The sequence below is a fragment of the Streptomyces carminius genome, assembly GCF_002794255.1.
Lineage (GTDB): Bacteria > Actinomycetota > Actinomycetes > Streptomycetales > Streptomycetaceae > Streptomyces > Streptomyces carminius.
Window position 1 is genome coordinate 1 of the sequence record NZ_PGGW01000060.1, and the last position, 19,744, is coordinate 19,744.

Annotated in this window: 15 protein-coding genes; 3 read left to right on the forward strand and 12 right to left on the reverse strand. The window is 71.7% G+C overall.

Annotated features, from left to right (window positions below):
• Both CUT44_RS18855 and CUT44_RS18860 read right to left on the reverse strand, forming a co-directional pair.
• The coding region (locus CUT44_RS18855; protein WP_100201590.1) for a roadblock/LC7 domain-containing protein at positions 1-410 on the reverse strand (410 nt) is incomplete at its 3' end.
• 9 nt (positions 411-419) lie between these two features.
• Complete coding sequence (locus tag CUT44_RS18860) at positions 420-3,935, reverse strand: sensor histidine kinase (protein WP_100203071.1); 3,516 nt, start codon at positions 3,933-3,935, stop codon at positions 420-422.
• A 555-nt stretch (positions 3,936-4,490) separates the two neighbouring features.
• Here CUT44_RS18860 and CUT44_RS18865 point away from each other — a divergent pair.
• The gene (locus CUT44_RS18865; protein WP_100203403.1) at positions 4,491-4,682 is read left to right on the forward strand and encodes a hypothetical protein; all 192 of its coding nucleotides are present in this window, start codon (positions 4,491-4,493) and stop codon (positions 4,680-4,682) included.
• Between the two features lie 76 nt (positions 4,683-4,758).
• On the opposite strand, the gene CUT44_RS18870 is transcribed toward CUT44_RS18865, so the two are convergent.
• From CUT44_RS18870 to CUT44_RS34565, 6 genes are all read right to left on the reverse strand, one after another.
• Positions 4,759-4,971 carry an acyl-CoA carboxylase epsilon subunit gene (locus CUT44_RS18870; protein ID WP_100203072.1) on the reverse strand — a complete coding sequence of 71 codons (213 nt, stop codon included), beginning with the start codon at positions 4,969-4,971 and terminating at the stop codon, positions 4,759-4,761.
• A gap of 103 nt (positions 4,972-5,074) precedes the next feature.
• Entirely contained in the window at positions 5,075-6,658 is a 1,584-nt protein-coding gene (locus CUT44_RS18875; protein WP_100203073.1) for an acyl-CoA carboxylase subunit beta, read from the reverse strand.
• A gap of 209 nt (positions 6,659-6,867) precedes the next feature.
• Positions 6,868-8,514 (reverse strand): citramalate synthase, encoded by a 1,647-nt coding sequence (gene cimA / locus CUT44_RS18880; RefSeq protein WP_100203074.1) that lies wholly within the window; start codon positions 8,512-8,514, stop codon positions 6,868-6,870.
• A gap of 378 nt (positions 8,515-8,892) precedes the next feature.
• Positions 8,893-9,996, reverse strand: a complete 1,104-nt coding sequence (locus CUT44_RS18885) for a branched-chain amino acid aminotransferase (RefSeq protein WP_100203404.1) — start codon at positions 9,994-9,996, stop codon at positions 8,893-8,895.
• A gap of 260 nt (positions 9,997-10,256) precedes the next feature.
• A complete protein-coding gene (locus tag CUT44_RS18890) occupies positions 10,257-11,294 on the reverse strand; it encodes a 3-isopropylmalate dehydrogenase (RefSeq protein WP_100203075.1) in 1,038 nt (345 codons plus the stop codon).
• Between the two features lie 96 nt (positions 11,295-11,390).
• Positions 11,391-11,522 carry a hypothetical protein gene (locus CUT44_RS34565; RefSeq protein ID WP_100203076.1) on the reverse strand — a complete coding sequence of 44 codons (132 nt, stop codon included), beginning with the start codon at positions 11,520-11,522 and terminating at the stop codon, positions 11,391-11,393.
• A 404-nt stretch (positions 11,523-11,926) separates the two neighbouring features.
• Between CUT44_RS34565 and CUT44_RS18900 the strand changes: the two genes are divergently transcribed.
• Complete coding sequence (locus CUT44_RS18900) at positions 11,927-12,610, forward strand: Uma2 family endonuclease (protein WP_100203077.1); 684 nt, start codon at positions 11,927-11,929, stop codon at positions 12,608-12,610.
• Positions 12,611-12,684: 74 nt separating this feature from the next.
• On the opposite strand, the gene pruA is transcribed toward CUT44_RS18900, so the two are convergent.
• Both pruA and CUT44_RS18910 read right to left on the reverse strand, forming a co-directional pair.
• A complete protein-coding gene (gene pruA / locus CUT44_RS18905; RefSeq protein ID WP_100203078.1) occupies positions 12,685-14,316 on the reverse strand; it encodes an L-glutamate gamma-semialdehyde dehydrogenase in 1,632 nt (543 codons plus the stop codon).
• Between the two features lie 51 nt (positions 14,317-14,367).
• Positions 14,368-15,294 (reverse strand): proline dehydrogenase family protein, encoded by a 927-nt coding sequence (locus CUT44_RS18910; protein ID WP_100203079.1) that lies wholly within the window; start codon positions 15,292-15,294, stop codon positions 14,368-14,370.
• Between the two features lie 218 nt (positions 15,295-15,512).
• On the opposite strand from CUT44_RS18910, the gene CUT44_RS18915 reads away from it, so the two are divergent.
• On the forward strand, positions 15,513-16,847 hold the full coding sequence (locus CUT44_RS18915; protein WP_100203080.1) for a PucR family transcriptional regulator: 1,335 nt from the start codon (positions 15,513-15,515) through the stop codon (positions 16,845-16,847).
• 90 nt (positions 16,848-16,937) lie between these two features.
• Here CUT44_RS18915 and serA read toward each other — a convergent pair whose 3' ends face one another.
• On the reverse strand, positions 16,938-18,527 hold the full coding sequence (gene serA / locus CUT44_RS18920) for a phosphoglycerate dehydrogenase (RefSeq protein WP_100203081.1): 1,590 nt from the start codon (positions 18,525-18,527) through the stop codon (positions 16,938-16,940).
• 213 nt (positions 18,528-18,740) lie between these two features.
• Positions 18,741-19,739: a ketol-acid reductoisomerase gene (ilvC, locus tag CUT44_RS18925; protein ID WP_100203082.1), complete on the reverse strand. Its 999-nt coding sequence runs from the start codon at positions 19,737-19,739 to the stop codon at positions 18,741-18,743.
• Positions 19,740-19,744: the final 5 nt, after the last annotated feature.

Genomic DNA, 19,744 nt, shown 5'->3' on the forward strand with positions numbered 1-19,744 from the left:
TTGAGAAGACTGCCTTGCAGTTCGGCACGGAGGTCCGGGGTCAGCACCGTACCCGCGCGATCCACCAGCAGCGCCATCTCATAACCCACCAGACCGATGTCCGCGTCCGGATGGGCCAGCACCGCCAGCGAGGAACCGTCGGAGATCGACATGATGAAAAGGAACCCACGCTCCATCTCCACCACCGTCTGATTCACCGCACCCCCCTCGAAGATGCGCGACGCACCAGCGGTCAGCGAGGTCAGCCCCGACGCGACCGCCGCCAACTGATCGGCACGGTCCCGCGGGAACCCCTCGGACATGGCCAGAAGGAGGCCGTCGGCGGAGACCACCACCGTGTGCGACACCCCCGGGGTGTTGTCCACGAAGTTGGTGATCAACCAGTTCAGGTTCTGCGCCGCCTGGCTCATCGGACTCAACTAACGCTCCTGCTGGTAGGTGGGGCCTGTACCGCGGCTGCCGCTGGCCTGGCCGTTTCCGGCCTGTCGACCCTGCTGGATGCCCCGGCGGAGATTGGTCAGTCGGCCGCGGACGTCGGCGGGCGCCCGCGAGACCTGCGGGCCGGCCGGCGCGGTCTGCCGCTGCTGTGCGGTACCCGCGACCAGGTTGGCACGCGGTACACGGCGCGGCAGCCCGGAAGTGGTGACTCCGCCCGAGGCGGGCTGCCGGAGCTGCTCGGCGCGGCGCCAGCGCTCGTCGTTCGGGCTGTCCTGCCAGCCGCCGGCACCCGCACCGCCGGTGCTGCGCTCACCACCGGTGGCGGGCTCCCTGCGCGGCGGCTGCGGAGCCGGTGCGGAGGGTGCGGGAGCGGCCGGGGCGGGACCTCCGGTCTCCGGCTGGTGCCGAGGCGCTCCCGCGAAGCGGGAATCGCCCGTGGGGGGCGCGGAGGACGCGGCCTCCTGAGCGGCTCGCCTGGAATTGAACCAGTTGCTCTCGACCGACTCGAAGATCGGGGTCCGCTCGTTCGAGCCGACGGCGGCCGCCGAGCTGCCGGGCAGCTCGTAACCGGCACCGTTCTGGGGGGCGGGGAAACCCGGCTGGGTGTACTGCCCCGTCGGCTGGGGTGCGGACGCCTGCGGACGCGGGAACTGCCCCGTGTCCTGCGGACCCTGCGGACGCGGGAACTGCCCCGTGTCCTGCGGACCCTGCGGACGCGGGAACTGCCCCGTGTCCTGCGGACCCTGCGGACGCGGGAACTGCCCCGTGTCCTGCGGACCGGCGTTCGGTTCCAGCCGCGGGAACTGCGCCGTCTCCTCGAGACCGGCGGACTGCTGGTACGCATCACCCCGGTCGGGACGGGCGTACTCCCCGGTGGCCCCGGCCTCCTCATGACCGCGCGGCGTGTCGGAGACCTGGTGCGGACCGGGCATCCGGTCACGCGGTCCGTCGGCCCAGCTCGGGCGTCGACCGTCCGATCCGGGGGGCAGCTCGCCCGCGGGGACGCCGTCACGCTGCGGGAAGCGGTTCGCGGAAGGCTCGGGGCGCGCCTCGGCACCGAAGGCGTTCACGGCACCCGCGCCCGCCGCCGGGGAGCCCGCCCTGTGCCGGGGAGGCTGTCCGTGCTGTCCGGGCTGTCCGGGAGGGCCGGCGGGACGGGGCGGAGCGCCGAACCCGCCGTCCGCCGGAGCGCCACCACCCGGCAGGGCCGCACGCGAGGAGCCGCCCTGGACCTGGTTGCGGGTGGGCAATCCACCGAGCCTGCTGGTGCCGGGCGGGGTTCCGCCGCCGCTCTGCGGCTCGCGCCGGAGCGTGGCGGACGGAGCGGCGCCCTGGCCGTTGTCGGCACCGGCTCCGGGCTTCTTCGGCTGTCCGTCGCGCTGGGTGACGTCGACCGGGAGCATGACCAGCGCGGTCGTACCGCCGGAGTCGGAGGGGCGCAGCTGGATGCGGATGCCGTGCCGCAGGGAGAGGCGGCCGACCACGAACAGGCCCATGCGGCGGGAGACCGAGACGTCGACCGTCGGCGGGTTGGCCAGCCGCTCGTTGATCGCCGCCAGGTCCTCGGGCGACAGCCCGATGCCGGTGTCGTGGATCTCGACCAGTACCCGGCCGTCGGGCAGGGCGTGGCCGGTGACCTTGACCTTGGTCTGCGGGGAGGAGAACGAGGTGGCGTTCTCCAGCAGCTCGGCCAGCAGGTGCACCAGGTCGTTGACGATCCGGCCGGCGACCTCGGTGGTGGGCACGGAGCTCAGCTCGATGCGCTCGTACTGCTCCACCTCGGACGCGGCGGCGCGCAGCACGTCCACTAGCGGCACCGGGCGCGTCCAGCGGCGGCCGGGCTCCTCACCGGCGAGAACCAGCAGGTTCTCGCCGTTGCGGCGCATACGGGTCGCCAGGTGGTCCAGCTTGAACAGCGAGGAGAGCTGGTCCGGGTCGGCCTCGCGGGACTCCAGTTCGGAGATCAGCGACAGCTGGCGCTGGATCAGGCCCTGGCTGCGGCGCGAGAGGTTGGTGAACATCGCGTTGACGTTCCCCCGCAGCAGCGCCTGCTCGGCGGCGAGGCGGACCGCCTCCCGGTGGACGTCGTCGAACGCCGCGGCCACCCGGCCGATCTCGTCCCGGCTGTGCACACCGACGGACTTCACGGAGGTGTCCACGTCCTGCGGGTCGGCCTCGGAGAGCTGCTTGACCAGCTCGGGCAGCCTGCGGTGGGCCACTTCCTGCGCGGTGTCCTGCAGTCGGCGGAGCGAGCGGACCATGGAGCGGGCCACGACGAACGCGCCGACCAGCGAGATGCCGAGCACGAGCAGGACGAGGACGCCGTTGACGAAGGCCGCCTGCTGGGCGTCCGCCCGCAGTCGGCGTGCCTGCTCGTCCATCTGGGTGAGCAGGGATTCCTCGATCTTGCTCATCTGCTCGATCTTGACCCGGTCCTGGTCGAACCAGTCCAGGTACGAGCGGTTCTCGCGTGAGATGCCCTCGCGGTCCTTCACCACGCGCTCGGCGTACTGGTCGGCCGAGGTGATGTTGACGATGCCCTCGTCGAGCGGCTTGGTGAGTTCGGCCGCCTCGCCGCCGCCGTAGATCTCGGTGAAGCGCTTACGGGCAGCGCTCTCGGACTCCCAGGCGCTCCGGAGGAAGAGGTGGTCGTTCTCCGAGAGCTTCGGGCCGTCCTCGTGGGCCAGGCCGGCGCTGATGATCGCGCGCTGCATGGAGGCGTACTCCTTGGCGGAGGAGAACGCGGCCAGCGCGCGGGTGCTCTTGATCATCTCCGGGTTGCTGGTGGCCTGCGCCATGTCCTGCGACAGGTTCAGCAGCGAATCGATCAGCTGGTTGTAGTCGTTGACCGTCTGGGAGACGTTGTTCGGGTTCTCGTACGCCCGGTCCCGGATGGTCTTGAGCCTGTTGAGCTGCCGGTTGACCTCGGTGACCGTCGCCCGGACGCCGGAGAGCGTGTCGTCCTCGGCGTCGGCGATCTGGCCGGCGGCGTCGAAGAAGGCCACCTTGACCTGGTCGGTCTCCTCGCGCGGCCCGACGACTGCCTCGTCCTTGGGATTGCCGGTGCCGGTCAGCGGACCTGCCGAGTTGTCCCGCTCCTCCTGGAGGGCCGCCGCCAGCTCGGTGGCGTGCTCGGTCATCTCCGTGAGCAGCTTCATGCTGTCGAGCTGCTCGACCTCGGTCAGCGAACTGTTGATGCGCAGCGCGCCCAGCGAGGTGGCCGCCACGACCGGGAGAGCCAGCAGCGACACCAGACGGGTGTTGATGCTCCAGTTGCGCAGGGCGAGACGGGAGCCCGTCGAAACGGGCCCGTTGGGCTTCCCCCCGTCGGGCCGGCCGTCCGGCTGCGCGTTCGGACGCATACCTCCGTCGGTGTCGAGGGCCTGCTCCCGGCCACCGCTCTCCTGGGCGCGCTGGGGAGAGGAGCCGCGGTCGCTCGCACCACGCAGCTCCGGGTCCCCCACAGCGCTGTCATCCCTCTTGAAACGTCCCTGCACTAGCGTCGCAACCTCTGGACCAGGCGTCCCCCCGCGAACGGCGGAACGGTATCGAGTCGGGAAGGTCCGGAAGGACCCCCCTGACGGTCGTGAGTGACCGGCGCACCCTCAAGTCACCACCGCGCGGCGCTCCCTCTGCGCCCCCTGCGCGCCGGCTCGTCTGCGGCGGTCCGTGGAATTCCAGCACAGTGCAGGATCTCCAACAAGGGCCGTGGATAAGGCTGTGACATGCGTGACTCTGTGCAGGCGGGGCGTTGCTGAGGGTGCGGGACGACACCCCCATTGCGGACTTTTGGCAGCTAGTCCCCCGGGGGAGCGCGGGGGGCACCCGCTGCCCCGGTAGCGCCATCAGAGGGTGTTATGCCCGATTAGTCACTTGTTTGGCGATTGGCCAACCCGGGTACGGCGGGGTGATATGCGGCTTTTGCCCGGTGATTCGTGAGTAAAATCACAGACGGATCGTTACCTGAGTCATCCCTGGCGGGGAACAGGGACCCTTACGCTCAGCTTTACACAGCAGCGGTGAACGACAAGAAGGCGAACGGGGCAGAGTCCGTGAAGACGACGATGATCATGCGCAATGTTGCCAACCCGCAGCGAACCACCCTGGTCCACCTGGAGAACGCCGACGAACTCACCCCGGTGCCCCAGGTCGAGCGGGCGGGCGCGCAGGACGCGGAGGCAGCTCTGCCGCCCCAGACCGCCAACCCGCGGCGGACCGTTCTGGTGGACGCCCCCGCCGGCTGAACGCGGTGGACCGCTCCGGCCCCGTCTCCCTTTCCGGGGAGGCGGGGCCGGAGGCGTGTACGGGGGCCGGGGCGGATCAGCCCTGCCAGCTGTGGGGGGCGCGGTAGCCGAGACCGCGCTCCAGCCGGCGCCAGCGAGCCGGAGCGCGGCGCGGGCCGGCGGCGGGGCCGGTACCGGCCGCGGCGGCGCGGGCCAGCAGCAGCGCGGTGACCGCGGCGAGTTCCTCCTCGGAGGCATGTCCCTTCTCGACACGGACCACACCGGTGGTTCCGGCAGCGGAAGTACTCACAGCACACTCTCCAACACGATCGGCCCGACGGCCTCTGAACGGGGACGGGAAGGGGCGTTCGGGAAACCGCGGGTCATCGGCGGCCCCGGGGGTGGTCGGCGCTCTACTGCGGCGGGTTGCCGTGCTTGCGGGCGGGCAGATCGGCGTGCTTGTTCCGCAGCATCGCCAGGGTGTCCACGAGCACGGTGCGGGTGTCGGCCGGGTCGATGACGTCGTCGACCAGACCGCGCTCGGCCGCGTAGTAGGGGTGCATCAGCTCGGCCTTGTACTCCTTGACCAGCTCCGCCCGCGTCTCGTCGGGGTCGTCGGCCGCGGCGATCCGCCGGCGGAAGATCACGTTGGCCGCGCCCTCGGCGCCCATCACCGCGATCTCGTTCGTCGGCCAGGCGTAGGTGACGTCCGCGCCGATGGACTGGGAGTCCATCACGATGTAGGCGCCGCCGTAGGCCTTGCGCAGCACCACCGAGACGCGCGGCACGGTGGCGTTGCAGTAGGCGTACAGCAGTTTCGCCCCGTGCCGGATGATGCCGCCGTGCTCCTGGTCCACCCCCGGCAGGAAGCCGGGAACGTCCAGCAGCGTGACGATCGGGATGTTGAACGCGTCGCACATCTGCACGAACCGGGCGGCCTTCTCGCTGGCCTCGATGTCCAGCACCCCGGCCAGGACGCTGGGCTGGTTCGCCACGATCCCCACCACCTGGCCGTCCAGCCGCGCCAGCACGCACAGGATGTTGGTGGCCCACCGCTCGTGGACCTCCAGCACCTCGCCGTCGTCGACGATCTCCTCGATCACCGCCCGCATGTCGTAGGGGCGGTTGCCGTCCGCCGGCACCAGGTCCAGCAGCGCCTCGCACCGCCGGCCGGCCGGATCGGCGCTCTGGGCGGCCGGCGGGTTCTCCCGGTTGTTCGCCGGGAGCATCGACAGCAGGTAGCGCACCTCCTCCAGGCAGGTGGCCTCGTCGTCGTAGGCGAAGTGCGCCACCCCCGAGGTCGCGGCGTGCACCTCCGCGCCGCCCAGCCCGTTCTGGGAGATCTCCTCCCCGGTGACCGCCTTGACCACGTCCGGACCGGTGATGAACATCTGCGCGGTCTCGCGGACCATGAAGACGAAGTCGGTCAGCGCCGGGGAGTAGGCGGCGCCGCCCGCGCAGGGCCCCAGCATCACACTGATCTGCGGAATCACCCCACTGGCCTTGGTGTTGCGCTGGAAGATGCCGCCGTAGCCGGCCAGCGCCACCACGCCTTCCTGGATGCGCGCCCCGGCCCCGTCGTTCAGCGACACCAGGGGCGCGCCCGCCGCGATGGCCATGTCCATGATTTTGTGGATCTTCGCCGCGTGCGCCTCCCCCAGCGCACCGCCGAAGATCCGGAAGTCATGGGCGTAGACGAACACCGTCCGCCCCTCCACCGTCCCCCAGCCGGTGACCACGCCGTCGGTGTACGGCTTCTTCCCCTCCAGGCCGAACCCGGTCGCCCGGTGCCGCCGCAGCGGCTCCACCTCCCGGAACGAGTCCGGATCCAGCAGCAGCCCGATCCGCTCACGCGCCGTCAGTTTGCCCTTCGCGTGCTGGGCCTCGGTCGCCCGCTCGCTCGGGCCGCGCCGTACCTGCTCACGGATCGCGTGCAACTCCGCCACCCGGCCGCGGGTGTCACCCGCCGCGGTCGGTTCCTGGGACAGATCGGTCATGTACAGACCCTACGAAACAGCCCCGCCATTCACCGTCGTCAGATTCGTACAGTCTCCGCCCGGGATTCATGGCCACGCTGGACAGAACTGCACCTCGGATGCCACGTACACCAGGGAAGACTCCGAGTTTCGGCGTCGCGCACTGTGAGGTTCCCACAGTGCGCGACGAGTGCGTTCCGAACGTGCGGCCGAGCTGCCGTGACGGTCGCTCAGCCCAGGGGCTCCACTCCGGCCCGCAGCAGCCCGTAGGTGTAGGCGTCGACGAGGGCGTGCCAGGAGGCGGCGATGACGTTGTCGGCGACCCCGACGGTGGACCATTCCTCCCTGCCGTCGCCGGTGGTGACCAGCACCCGGGTGGTGGACTCGGTGCCGTGGGTGCCCGCCAGGATGCGGACCTTGTAGTCCACCAGCTCCATCTGGGCGAGTTCGGGGTAGATCCGCTCCAGGGCCAGCCGCAGCGCCCGGTCCAGGGCGTTGACGGGGCCGTTGCCCTCGGCGGTGGAGACGGTGCGCTCGCCCTTGGCCCACAGTTTCACGGTCGCCTCGTTGGCGTGGGAGCCGTCGGGCCGGTTCTCCACGATGGCGCGCCAGGACTCGGTGGTGAAGAAGCTCCGCGGCTGTTCCTCCGTCTCCTCCCGCAGCAGTTCCTGGCGCAGCAACAGCTCGAAGGACGCGTCGGCCGCCTCGTAGCTGTAGCCCCGCAGCTCGCGCTCCTTGACCCGCGCCACGATCCGGCCGACCAGCTCGCGGTCCCCGCTCAGGTCGATCCCCAGCTCCTTGCCCTTGAGCTCGATGGAGGCGCGGCCGGCCATGTCGGAGACCAGCATCCGCAGCCGGTTGCCGACCAGTTCGGGGTCGATGTGCTGGTAGAGGTCGGGGTCCACCTTGATGGCGGAGGCGTGCAGCCCGGCCTTGTGCGCGAAGGCGGACACGCCCACGTACGGCTGGTGGGTGTCGGGGGTGAGGTTGACGACCTCCGCGATGGCGTGGGAGACGCGGGTCATCTCGCGCAGCCTGCCCTCGGGCAGGACGGCCATGCCGTACTTGAGCTGGAGGGCGGCCACCACGGAGAAGAGGTTGGCGTTGCCCACCCGCTCGCCGTAGCCGTTGGCGGTGCACTGCACGTGGGTGGCGCCCGCGTCCACCGCGGCGAGGGTGTTGGCCACCGCGCAGCCGGTGTCGTCCTGCGCGTGGATGCCCAGCCTGGCGCCGGTGTCGGTGCGCACGGTCCGCACCACGGCCTGGACCTGGGCGGGGAGCATGCCGCCGTTGGTGTCGCACAGCACCACCACGTCCGCGCCCGCTTCGTGGGCGGTGCGCACCACCCATGTGGCGTACTCGGGATTGGCCAGGTAGCCGTCGAAGAAGTGCTCGCAGTCGACGAAGACCCGGCGTCCGGCCGCGCGCAGGTGCTCCACGGTGTCGCGGACCATCGCCAGGTTCTCCTCCAGCGTGGTGCGCAGCGCCAGCTCCACATGACGGTCGTGCGACTTGGCCACCAGGGTGACCACCGGCGCCTGCGACTCCAGCAGGGCCTGTACCTGCGGGTCCTCCGCGGCGGCGATCCCGGCCCGCCGGGTGGCGCCGAAGGCCACCAGCCGGGCGTGCCGGAAGTCGATCTCCTCCCGGGCGCGCCGGAAGAACTCGGTGTCCCTGGGGTTGGCACCGGGCCAGCCGCCCTCGATGAAGCCGACGCCGAAGTCCTCCAGATGACGGGCGATGGTCAGCTTGTCCGTGACGGAGAGGTTGATCCCCTCCCGCTGCGCCCCGTCGCGGAGCGTGGTGTCGAAGACGTGGAACGCGTCACTGACGTGTGACGCGTCGCCGGAGTGCTGGGCGTCCGCGGTCTCGGTCATGCTGGTCTGGCTCCTGTCGGATGAGTGAAGTTCCGGAAGGTTCGGCTCCACTTGTCCCCATCATCCCTCACGCCCTCGTCCCGGCCGGATGGGGCCGGAAAACGAAAAAACCCCTCGCGGGTGCGAGAGGTCTGCGCGCGGGTCTGGGACACGGTGTCCGCGACCGCACTGGGTAGTACGGAGGCGGTCACTGCGGACCGGCGCGCCTGCTGCCAATAATCATGGCGGACGAAGGCATGGACGCAGTCTGGCACGGATGCGGGCCGGGCGGGAAGCGGTCTCACCATGTGGAAACCCGAACCCGGGGGGGCGGTCGGCGGCCGGGCCGCCGACCGCCCCCCCCGGGGCCAGGACACCCCGGGCGGCGCGCGGCGGCGCTCAGCCCAGCCGGTGCATCCAGCCGTGCGGGTCCGCCGCGCGGCCGGTCTGGACGGCGAGCAGCGCCTCCCGCAGCCGCATCGTGATCTCACCGGGCTCGCCGTCGCCGACGGTCCACTCCGCGTGCGCGGACTTCACCGAACCGACGGGGGTGATGACGGCCGCGGTGCCGCAGGCGAACACCTCGCTGATCGAGCCGTCGGCGTTGCCCTCGCGCCACTCCTCGGCGGAGATGAGCCGCTCCTCGGTGCGGTAGCCCAGGTCGGAGGCGATGCTCAGCAGCGAGTCGCGGGTGATGCCGGCCAGCAGGGTGCCGGTCAGTTTGGGGGTGACGATGGTGGCGTCCCCGCCCGAGCCGGACACGAAGTACAGGTTCATGCCGCCCACCTCCTCGATCCAGCGGCGCTCCACGGCGTCCAGGTACACCACCTGGGCACAGCCGTGCTCGGCGGCCTCGGCCTGGGCGAGGAGGGACGCGGCGTAGTTGCCGCCCGTCTTCGCCTCCCCCGTGCCGCCGGGAGCGGCACGCACGTACTCCTGCGACAGCCACACCGAGACCGGCTTGACGCCACTGGGGAAGTACGCGCCCGCGGGCGAGGCGATCACCATGAACAGGTACTCGTCGGCGGGCCTGACGCCGAGTCCGACCTCCGTGGCGAACATGAAGGGCCGCAGGTACAGCGACTGCTCCCCCTCGCCGGGCACCCACGCCCGGTCCTGCCGCACCAGCAGGTCGCACGCCTCGATGAAGGCCTCCACCGGCAGCTCGGGCATCGCCATGCGGCGCGCGGACCGCCTGAAGCGCTCGGCGTTGGAGTCCGGGCGGAAGAGCGCGACCGAGCCGTCGGCCTGGCGGTACGCCTTCAGCCCTTCGAAGATCGTCTGGGAGTAGTGCAGCGTCATGTTCGCCGGGTCCATCTGGAGCGGGGCGTACGGCTGGAGCTGCGCGTCGTGCCAGCCGCGGCCCTCGGTCCAGCGGATCGTGATCATGTGATCGGTGAAGTGCCGGCCGAAGCCGGGATCGGCGAGCACCGCCTCGCGCTCCGCGTCGGGCGTCAGGTGCGCGGAGGGCTTGAGGTCGAATTCGATACGGGGCGTCGTCATCGTGAGCGCGTCCTTCACGTAAGTGTCCTGGCGGACCGCGCGCCCGTGCCCCCCGCAGCGCCGGGACGTCCGGCGCTCCGCAGGTAGTAGGGCATCCGAGTTTCCGCTCGGACGGCGGACCCGTGTCCGGAGACGTCGGGGAACGAGGCGCCGTGCGGCGGGCACGGATGGGCGGCCCTGGGGTAGATGGTCGCACCCAACCGCCGAGTAGCACAGCGGCCGGGCACTGGCGGGCCCGGCCGGTGGTGTGCGGCGGGGCGCTAGCCGGTTACACGTACGGCGAGAGCGTCGCCGATCTCGTCGGTGGTGCGGGGGTCGGAGCGCTCCGCGAGGTCGGCGGAGACCGCTTCCTCGATCCGCGCGGCCTCGGTGTCGAGGCCGAGGTGCCGCAGCATCAGCGCGACGGACAGGACCGCCGCGGTCGGGTCGGCCTTGCCGGTGCCGGCGATGTCGGGCGCGGAGCCGTGGACCGGCTCGAACATGGACGGGAAGGCGCCGGTGGGATTGATGTTCCCGGAGGCGGCCAGTCCGATGCCGCCGGTGACGGCGGCGGCGAGGTCGGTGATGATGTCGCCGAAGAGGTTGTCGGTGACGATCACGTCGAAGCGCTCGGGCCGGGTGACGAGGAAGATCGTCGCGGCGTCCACATGGAGGTAGTCGGTGGTGACCTCCGGGTACTCCTGGCCGATCCGATCGAAGATGTTCTTCCACAGGTGGCCGGCGTACACTAGGACGTTGTTCTTGTGGACCAGCGTGAGCTTCTTCCGCGGCCGGGCCTTCGCGCGCTCGTAGGCGTCCCGCACCACGCGCTCGACGCCGTAGGCGGTGTTCACGCTGACCTCGGTGGCCACCTCGGCCGGGGTACCGGTCCGCAGGGAGCCGCCGTTGCCGGTGTACGGGCCCTCGGTGCCCTCCCGGACGACGACGAAGTCGATCTCGGGGCGGCCCGCGAGCGGGGTCGCGGTGTTCGGGAAGAGCTTCGAGGGGCGCAGGTTGACGTAGTGGTCGAAGGCGAAGCGCAGCTTGAGCAGCAGCCCGCGCTCCAGCACCCCGGAGGGGACCGACGGGTCGCCGACCGCGCCGAGCAGGATCGCGTCGTGGGTCCTCAGCCGCTCCAGCTCCGCGTCCGGCAGGGTCTCTCCCGTCGCGTGCCAGCGCTTCGCGCCGAGGTCGTACTCCTCCGTCCGCAGCTTCACATCCCCCGGCAGTACGGCGGAGAGGACTTTCAGCCCCTGGGCCACGACCTCCCGGCCGATGCCGTCACCGGGAACCACTGCGAGGTTGATGCTGCGAGACATGGGGGGGACCCTACCGGCCGTCCCAGGAGATGACACGCACCGTCCACGATGCGGAACATGTCGGGGCCGGCCGGCGTACGGGCGGCGCACCTCCGGTCAGTGGCCGGGGGCACCGCCGTTGTCGCGCCGGTCCAGGGCCCGCTGGAGGGCGGCGGCGGCGTTCTTGCGGTCGGTGTCGTTGCGGTGGGCGCGGGGGTGGCGGGCACGGCGGCGTGCGGTCTCGTCCATGGTCGACTCCCTGGGGGATCGGGGACACCGGAGGATCCGGAAGAGGAAAGGTCCAGCGCGCCGTAAGCGGCGGGGGCGTCCGGTGCGGCAGGGGTCGCCTGCGAGGGGGCACCGCGCTCATCCGCCATTCGCTGATGGAGCGAGACGTTCGGCTCCTACCAAAGTAAGGGCTGAAAGCTGTGATGTCCCACCTAATAGTTGGCCTTCCTACTATCTGAGACGGCGATCTTCCGGGGACGTCCCTGAGCTGCGCTTTCTCCACTGTGACCCGGACCACTTCACCCGTTCGGAGGAGGCCGGAACAGCCGAAACGTTCCGCTTGACGGGCCGGCGCCCAGCGTCGTCGCCGTCGCTTGTACGGCGACCACCAGCCCGCCCATACTTCAAGGAGGAGGTGCTGCACCATGACCGCTGTCACCCACGAGGCGCCCGAGACCGTCGAGACCGCCGACGAGCACCCGGAGCGTCCCGAGGACTCCGGGCACTCGGAAGCCCTGTCCGGCCACACCCTGGACGAGGCACTGTGGCAGGCGTGGAAGAGCATGGAACTCCCCGAGGGCTTTCACGCCGAGATCGTCGAGGGGTCCATCGAAGTGTCTCCCACCGGCCGCCACAGCCATGGTCAGATCGTCAACCGCCTGCGTCGGGCACTGGAGAAGTTCCTCGACGACGGTGACCACGTCGCCTACCAGGACATGAACGTCGTCCACGGGATGACGGTCTGCGTCCCCGACCTGTTCGTCGCCCCCGAGGACGACACCGAGCACGTCACCGAGGACGGCCTCGGCCTGGACGCCTCCTGCGTCGGGCTGGCCGTCGAGGTGGTCTCCCCCGGTCACCGCGCCGCCGAGCGCGACCGGGTGCACAAGCGTCGCGCGTACGCCCGGGCGGGGGTGCCGGTCTACGTCCTGATCGACGACCACGACGGCCACGGCACCGTCACCGTGCTCACCTCCCCCTCCCCCGAGGAGGCCGTCTACGCCGCCGAGACCCGGGTCCCGTACGGCACCGAGGTCGCGATCCCCGAGGGCGCGGCGAAGGGCTTCGTGATCGGCGAGGCGATCACCGGGCCGCTCCGCGGCTCCTGAGCGGTACCCGCGCGCCCGCATGCCCGTCCGGCCCCGGCGCCTGCGCGCCGGGGCCGGACCCGTACCGTGGTGACTCAGCCCATGTGCGGGTAGCGGTAGTCGGTCGGCGGGACCAGGGTCTCCTTGATGGCGCGGGTGGAGGTCCAGCGCGTCAGGTTCTGCTTGGAGCCCGCCTTGTCGTTGGTGCCCGAGGCCCGGCCGCCGCCGAAGGGCTGCTGGCCGACGACGGCGCCGGTGGGCTTGTCGTTGATGTAGAAGTTGCCCGCCGCGAAGCGCAGCGCCTCACAGGCGTGGGCCGCGGCGGCGCGGTCCCGGGCGATGACGGCGCCGGTCAGGCCGTAGGGGGCCACCGACTCCATCTGCTCCAGCACCGCCGCCCAGTCGCCGTCCTCGTAGACGTGTACCGCCAGGATCGGCCCGAAGTACTCCTGCCAGAAGACCTCGCTGCCCGGGTCGGTGCAGGTCAGCACGGTCGGGCGGACGAAGTAGCCGGTACTGTCGTCACAGCTGCCGCCGGCCACGATCTCGCAGGCCGGGTCGGCCTTCGCCCGTTCGATGGCCGCCTTGTTCTTGGCGAAGGCCCGCTCGTCGATGACCGCGCCCATGAAGTTCGCCAGATCGGTGACGTCGCCCATGGTCAGGCCCTCGACCTCGGCGGTGAACTCGTCGCGCAGGCCGCTCTCCCAGAGGGAGCGCGGCACGTAGGCGCGCGAGGCGGCCGAGCACTTCTGGCCCTGGTACTCGAAGGCGCCGCGGGTCAGCGCGGTCTTCAGCACCGCCGGGTCGGCCGAGGGGTGGGCGACGACGAAGTCCTTGCCGCCGGTCTCGCCGACCAGCCGCGGATAGGTCTTGTAGGTCGCGATGTTCTCGCCGACCGTCCGCCACAGGTACTGGAAGGTCTTCGTCGAACCGGTGAAGTGGATGCCCGCCAGGTCGGGGTGGGCCAGCGCCACCTCGGAGACCTCCCGGCCGTCGCCGGTCAGCAGGTTGATCACCCCCGGCGGCAGGCCGGCCTCCTCCAGCAGCCGCATCAGCGTCACGGCGGCGAACGTCTGGGTGGGGGACGGCTTCCACAGGACCACGTTACCCATCAGGGCCGGGGCGGTGGGGAGGTTGCCGGCGATGGCGGTGAAGTTGAAGGGCGTGATCGCGTAGACGAAGCCCTCCAGCGGACGGTGGTCCAGCCGGTTCCACACTCCGGGGGAGTTGGCGACCGGCTGCTCGGCCAGGATCTGGCGGGCGTAGTGGACGTTGAAGCGCCAGAAGTCGATCAGTTCGCAGGGCGCGTCGATCTCGGCCTGCTGCGCGGTCTTGGACTGGCCCAGCATGGTGGCGGCGGCCACCGTCTCCCGCCAGGGTCCGGCCAGCAGTTCGGCGGCCCGCAGGAAGATCGCGGCCCGGTCGTCGAAGGACAGCGAGCGCCACACCGGGGCCGCGGCGAGCGCGGCGTCGACCGCCTCCCGCGCGTCCTGCCGGGTGGCGTGGGCGGCGGTGCCGAGCACCGCCTTGTGGTTGTGGGGCTGTACGACGTCGAAGCGCTCGCCGCCGCCCATCCGCCGCTTCCCGCCGATGGTCATCGGCAGGTCGGCCGGGCCGGCGGACAGTTCCTTGAGCTTCGCCTCCAGGCGGGCTCGTTCGGGCGAACCGGGTGCGTAGGTGTGCACCGGCTCGTTCACCGGCGTGGGGACCTGGGTCACGGCGTCCATGGGCCGTTTCCTCCTTCGGGGTCGGTCGTGTGGTGCGTTCGGCCGTCGCGCTCAGTTCCGGGTGGCCAGCGACCGCAGGAAGAACGCCAGGTTGGCGGGGCGTTCGGCGAGCCGCCGCATGAAGTAGCCGTACCAGTCGGTGCCGTAGGGGACGTACACGCGCATCCGGTGACCGGCCGCGGCCAGCCGCTCCTGTTCGGCGGTGCGGATGCCGTACAGCATCTGGAACTCGTACTCGTCCGGCTTGCGGCCGGCTCGCCGGGCCAGTTCCTGGGCGACGGCCACCATGCGCGGATCGTGCGAGGCGACCATCGGGTAACCCTTTCCCGCCATCAGGATCCGCAGGCACCGGACGTACGCCCGGTCCACCTCGTGCTTGTCCTGGCGGGCGACGGCGGCGGGCTCGCGGTAGGCGCCCTTCACCAGGCGCACCCGGGAGCCCTCGCCGGCCAGTTCCCGGCAGTCGTCCTCGGTGCGGTGCAGGCAGCTCTGCAGCACGGCGCCGGTGGCGGGGAAGCGCTCGCGCAGCCGCGCCAGGACCGCCAGGGTGGAGTCGGCCGTGGTGTGGTCCTCCATGTCCAGGGTGACGGTCGTGCCGACCTCCGCCGCGGCCTCGACGACCGGCAGGACGTTGGCGTAGGCGAGGTCGTCGCCGCCCGGCAGGGCCTGGCCGAAGGCGGAGAGCTTCACCGACATCTCGACCCGGGCCCCCAGCCCCGCCTCCCGCAGGGCCCCGGCCAGGGCCAGGTAGGCGTCACGGGCGCGCAGGGCCTCGGTGCGGTCGGTGACGTCCTCGCCCAGATGGTCGAGGGTCACCTCCAGGCCCCGGGCGGTGAGTGAGCGGACCGCCGCCATGGCCTGGTCCAGGCGCTCTCCGGCGATGAAGCGGTCCACCACGGGACGGGTGACCGGCGCGGCCGAGACGGCGCGGCGGATGCTGTCGCTGCGGGCGGCCGCGAGGAGCACGGGACCCAGCACGGGGCACCTCCTCGGACGGTACTCGGGGGTTGTCGGGCCGGCGGGTGCGGTTCCCCGCCGTCACCGTCGAACCTAGGGAACGCTCCGGTTGCCCGCCATCGACAGCTGTCACGCATCCGTGGTCCGGATCTCAGACATCTGTACGACAATGGTGGGGTCCGCGGCGGCCACGGGGAGCACGGCCGTGGCGGCCCGGGAAGCGGAAGGCGGCACGGGGGATGCGTGAGGACTACCAGACACTGGTCGACGAGGTGACCGCCCTCCTGGGCACACCCGCGACCCTGGAGGACCGCGACTTCGCGCTGATCGCCTTCGGAGCCCACGGCGGTGGCGAGGACGGCGGCGGCGACAGCGACGGCGGGAAGGGCGGGGAGGACGGCGACGGAGAGGGCGCGGACCCGCTGCTGGACCCGGTCCGGGCCCGCTCGATCCTCCGGCGCCGCTCGACCGCCCGGGTACGGTCCTGGTTCGAGAGCTTCGGCATCACCCGCGCGGTGGGGCCCGTGCGGATTCCACCCGATCCGTCGGCCGGTGTGCTGCGGGGCCGGATCTGTGTGCCGGTGCGGCACGGCGGGGTGCTTCTCGGCTACATCTGGCTGCTGGACGACGGGGCGCTGGAGCTGACCGACCCCCGGCTGGCCGACGTACGGGCCGCCGCCGATCGCGTCGGCGCCCTCCTGGCCGCCGAGTCACGGGTGGACGCCCGGCTGGGCCGGCTGCTGCGCACCCTGCTGACCGCGGCCGGCGGGCACCGGGCGGCGGCGGAGACCGGACTGGCCGGGGAACTGGGCGAAGTGGCGGCCGGGCCGCTGGCGGTGGTGGCCGTGCTGCCCTGGGACGGGGCCGGACGGGAGCGGGACGCCCGTACCGGCGGGGGGATCCCCGGCGCGCTGCCGGGCGCGGTCGCGGCCTGTGCGGTGCCCGGAGTGGGGCCGCACCCGCCGGGCGAGGGGCTGGCCGTTCTCGTCCGGCTGCTCTCACCCGGCGGTCCCGACCCGGCCGGTGCGGCAGCCGAGCGGCTGCTGCGCACGCCGTACACCGGCGGAGGTGGCGGAGGTGGCGGCGGGGACGGCCGGGACGGCGGGAGCGGGGGCACCGGCCGGAGCGGGAGGGTGGCGGGGATCGGCGCGCCCTGCGCGGGGCTGGCCGGAGTGCCCGGCGCCTGGCGGCAGGCGCTGGCCGCGGCCCGGGCCGCACGGGCGGAGAGCCGTCTCGGGCCGGTCGCGCACTGGGACCGGATAGGGCCCTACCGGATGCTGACCGCACTCGCCGCTCCGCCCGGGGCCTCCCCGGGTACGCCCGCCGGACCGCCGGACGCGGCGGTCCGGGCCCTGCTGGAACCCGGCCGCCGGGAGCTGGCCCGCACCGTGGAGGTGTTCCTCGACCACGCGGGGCAGGCGGGCCGCACCGCGGCGGCGCTCGGCGTTCACCGGCAGACGCTGTACTACCGGCTGTCGCGGGTGGAACGGCTCACCGGCCTCGACCTGGGCGACGGCGAGGACCGGCTGCTGCTGCACATGGCGCTCAAGACCGTACGGCTGCTGGAGAGCTGACGGCGGAAGGGCGTCGGCCGAGGCGGCGGCAAGGCGGCGGCCCCGGCACGGATGTCCGTGCCGGGGCCGCCGTGGCGGACCGTCCGGTGGTCAGTCCTCCAGGTTGACGAAGCGGGCCGAGGTGGCGCCGATCTCGTCCGCGATCTCGGTGAGCACCGGGGCCGGGATGGGCCCGTCGACGGTGAGGGCCACCAGCGCCTCCCCGCCCTCCTCGGAGCGGGAGACCTGCATGCCTGCGATGTTGATGCCGGACCCGCCCAGGATGCGGCCGATGGTGCCGACCACACCGGGGCGGTCGGTGTAGCGCAGGAACGCCATGTACTCGGCGAGCGCCAGGTCGACGTCGTACTCGCCGACCGCGACGATCTTCTGCAGGTGCTTGGGACCGGACAGGGTGCCGGAGACCGAGACCTCCTCGCCGCTGCCCAGGGTGCCGCGCACGGTCACCACGTTGCGGTGCTCCGGGGACTCCGAGCTGGTGGTCAGCCGGATCTCCACACCTCGCTCCTGGGCGAACAGCGGCGCGTTGACATAGCTGACCGTCTCGGCCACCACGTCCTCGAAGACGCCCTTGAGCGCGGAGAGCTCCAGCACCTTGACGTCGTGCTGGGTGATCTCGCCGTAGACCTCGACGTCGAGGCGGACGGCGACCTCGCCGGCCAGCGCGGTGAAGATCCGGCCCAGCCGCTCGGCCAGCGGCAGTCCGGGCCGCACCTCCTCGGCGATCACGCCGCCCTGGACGTTGACCGCGTCCGGGACCAGCTCGCCGGCCAGCGCCAGCCGCACCGACCTGGCGACCGCGATACCCGCCTTCTCCTGCGCCTCGCCGGTGGAGGCGCCCAGGTGGGGGGTGCACACGACGCTGTCGAAGGCGAACAGCGGGGAGTCCGTGCACGGCTCGGAGGTGTACACGTCCAGACCGGCGCCGGCGACCCGGCCCTCCTTCAGCGCCGAGAGCAGGGCCGCCTCGTCGACGATGCCGCCGCGCGCGGCGTTGACGATCCGCACCTCGGGCTTGACCTTGTGCAGCGCCTCGTCGCCGATCAGGCCGAGGGTCTCGGGGGTCTTGGGGAGGTGGACGGTGATGAAGTCCGACACCTCCAGCAGCTCGTCCAGGGAGAGCAGCTTGACGCCCATCTGGGCGGCGCGCGCGGGCTGCACGTACGGGTCGTACGCGACGATCTTCATACCGAAGGCCGACATGCGCTGGGCGACCAGGACGCCGATACGGCCGAGGCCGACGACACCGAGGGTCTTCTCGGAAAGCTCCACGCCGGTGTACTTGCTGCGCTTCCACTCGCCGTTCTTCAGGGCGGTGTTCGCCTGCGGGATGTTGCGGGCGGTGGAGATCAGCAGGCCGCAGGCCAGTTCGGCGGCGGTGACGATGTTGGAGGTCGGCGCGTTGACGACCATCACGCCGGCCTTGGTGGCGGCGGAGACGTCGACGTTGTCCAGGCCGACCCCCGCGCGGGCGATGACCTTCAGCCGCCTGGCGGCGGCGATCGCCTCGGCGTCCACCTTGGTGGCACTGCGCACCAGGATGGCGTCGACATCGGCGATGGCGGGGATCAGTTCCGCGCGGTCGGCTCCGTTGCAGTGCCGGATCTCGAAGTCCGGGCCAAGGGCGTCAACCGTGGCCGGGGAGAGTTCTTCGGCGATGAGTACTACGGGTTTGCTCACTTCGCTCTTCAGTCCTCACTGGTCCGTGGTACGGCCGCGTCCCGACGGCCGGTCGGTGGAGGTGGGCAGCCGCGTGGAGACGCACGACGCTGTGAGCCTGGACGCGCTTGTTGTGCTGTGCAGTCTAGCCACGGAGGGGCGGCCCCGGTGACCGGTCACCGGGGCCGCTCGCCGGGCGGCCGGACGCCGCTCCCACCTGCGGACGGGTCCGGCTCAGTCCTCGTCGCCGACCCAGCTCATGAGCTTGCGCAGCTCACGGCCGGTGGTCTCCAGCAGGTGGTCGGAGTCGGCCTTCTTGTACTCGTTGTACTTGGGCAGGCCGGCACCGTACTCGGCCATCCAGTTCTTCGCGAAGGTGCCGTCCTGGATCTCGGTGAGGACCTTCTTCATCTCGGCCTTGGTGTTCTCGTTGATGATCCGCGGGCCGGTGACGTAGTCGCCCCACTCGGCGGTCTCGGAGACCGACCAGCGCATCTTGCCCAGGCCGCCCTCGTACATCAGGTCCACGATCAGCTTCAGCTCGTGGAGGCACTCGAAGTAGGCGATCTCCGGCTGGTAGCCGGCCTCGACCAGGGTCTCGAAGCCCGCCTTCACCAGCGCCGAGGCACCGCCGCACAGCACGGCCTGCTCGCCGAACAGGTCGGTCTCGGTCTCCTCGGTGAAGGTGGTCTTGATGACGCCGGCCCGGGTGCCGCCGATGCCCTTGGCGTACGACAGGGCCAGCGGGAAGGCGCTGCCGGTGGCGTCCTGCTCGACGGCCGCGATGCACGGCACGCCGCGGCCCTCCTCGAACTGGCGGCGGACCAGGTGGCCCGGGCCCTTGGGGGCCACCATGCACACGTCCACCCCGGCCGGGGGCTTGATGAAGCCGAAGCGGATGTTGAAGCCGTGGCCGAAGAAGAGGGCGTCGCCGTCCTTGAGGTTCGGGGCGATGGACTCCTCGTAGACCTTCGCCTGGATCGGGTCCGGCACCAGGACCATGATCACGTCGGCCTCGGCGGCGGCCTCGGCCGGGGTGACCACGCGCAGCCCCTGCTCCTCGGCCTTGGCACGGGACTTGGAGCCCTCGGGGAGGCCGACCCGGACGTCGACGCCCGAGTCGCGCAGCGACAGGGCGTGGGCGTGGCCCTGGCTGCCGTACCCCAGGACCGCGACCTTGCGGCCCTGGATGATGGACAGGTCGGCGTCGTCGTCGTAGAACAGCTCGGCCACTTCGG

Excerpts from the sequence above, each read along its gene's own strand:
- CUT44_RS18875 (WP_100203073.1), bottom strand. The coding sequence starts at position 6,658 with ATGACCGATCTGTCCCAGGAACCGACCGCGGCGGGTGACACCCGCGGC.
- cimA (WP_100203074.1), bottom strand. The coding sequence starts at position 8,514 with ATGACCGAGACCGCGGACGCCCAGCACTCCGGCGACGCGTCACACGTC.
- CUT44_RS18885 (WP_100203404.1), bottom strand. The coding sequence starts at position 9,996 with ATGACGACGCCCCGTATCGAATTCGACCTCAAGCCCTCCGCGCACCTG.
- CUT44_RS18890 (WP_100203075.1), bottom strand. The coding sequence starts at position 11,294 with ATGTCTCGCAGCATCAACCTCGCAGTGGTTCCCGGTGACGGCATCGGC.
- CUT44_RS34565 (WP_100203076.1), bottom strand. The coding sequence starts at position 11,522 with ATGGACGAGACCGCACGCCGCCGTGCCCGCCACCCCCGCGCCCACCGC.
- CUT44_RS18900 (WP_100203077.1), top strand. The coding sequence starts at position 11,927 with ATGACCGCTGTCACCCACGAGGCGCCCGAGACCGTCGAGACCGCCGAC.
- pruA (WP_100203078.1), bottom strand. The coding sequence starts at position 14,316 with ATGGACGCCGTGACCCAGGTCCCCACGCCGGTGAACGAGCCGGTGCAC.
- CUT44_RS18915 (WP_100203080.1), top strand. The coding sequence starts at position 15,513 with ATGCGTGAGGACTACCAGACACTGGTCGACGAGGTGACCGCCCTCCTG.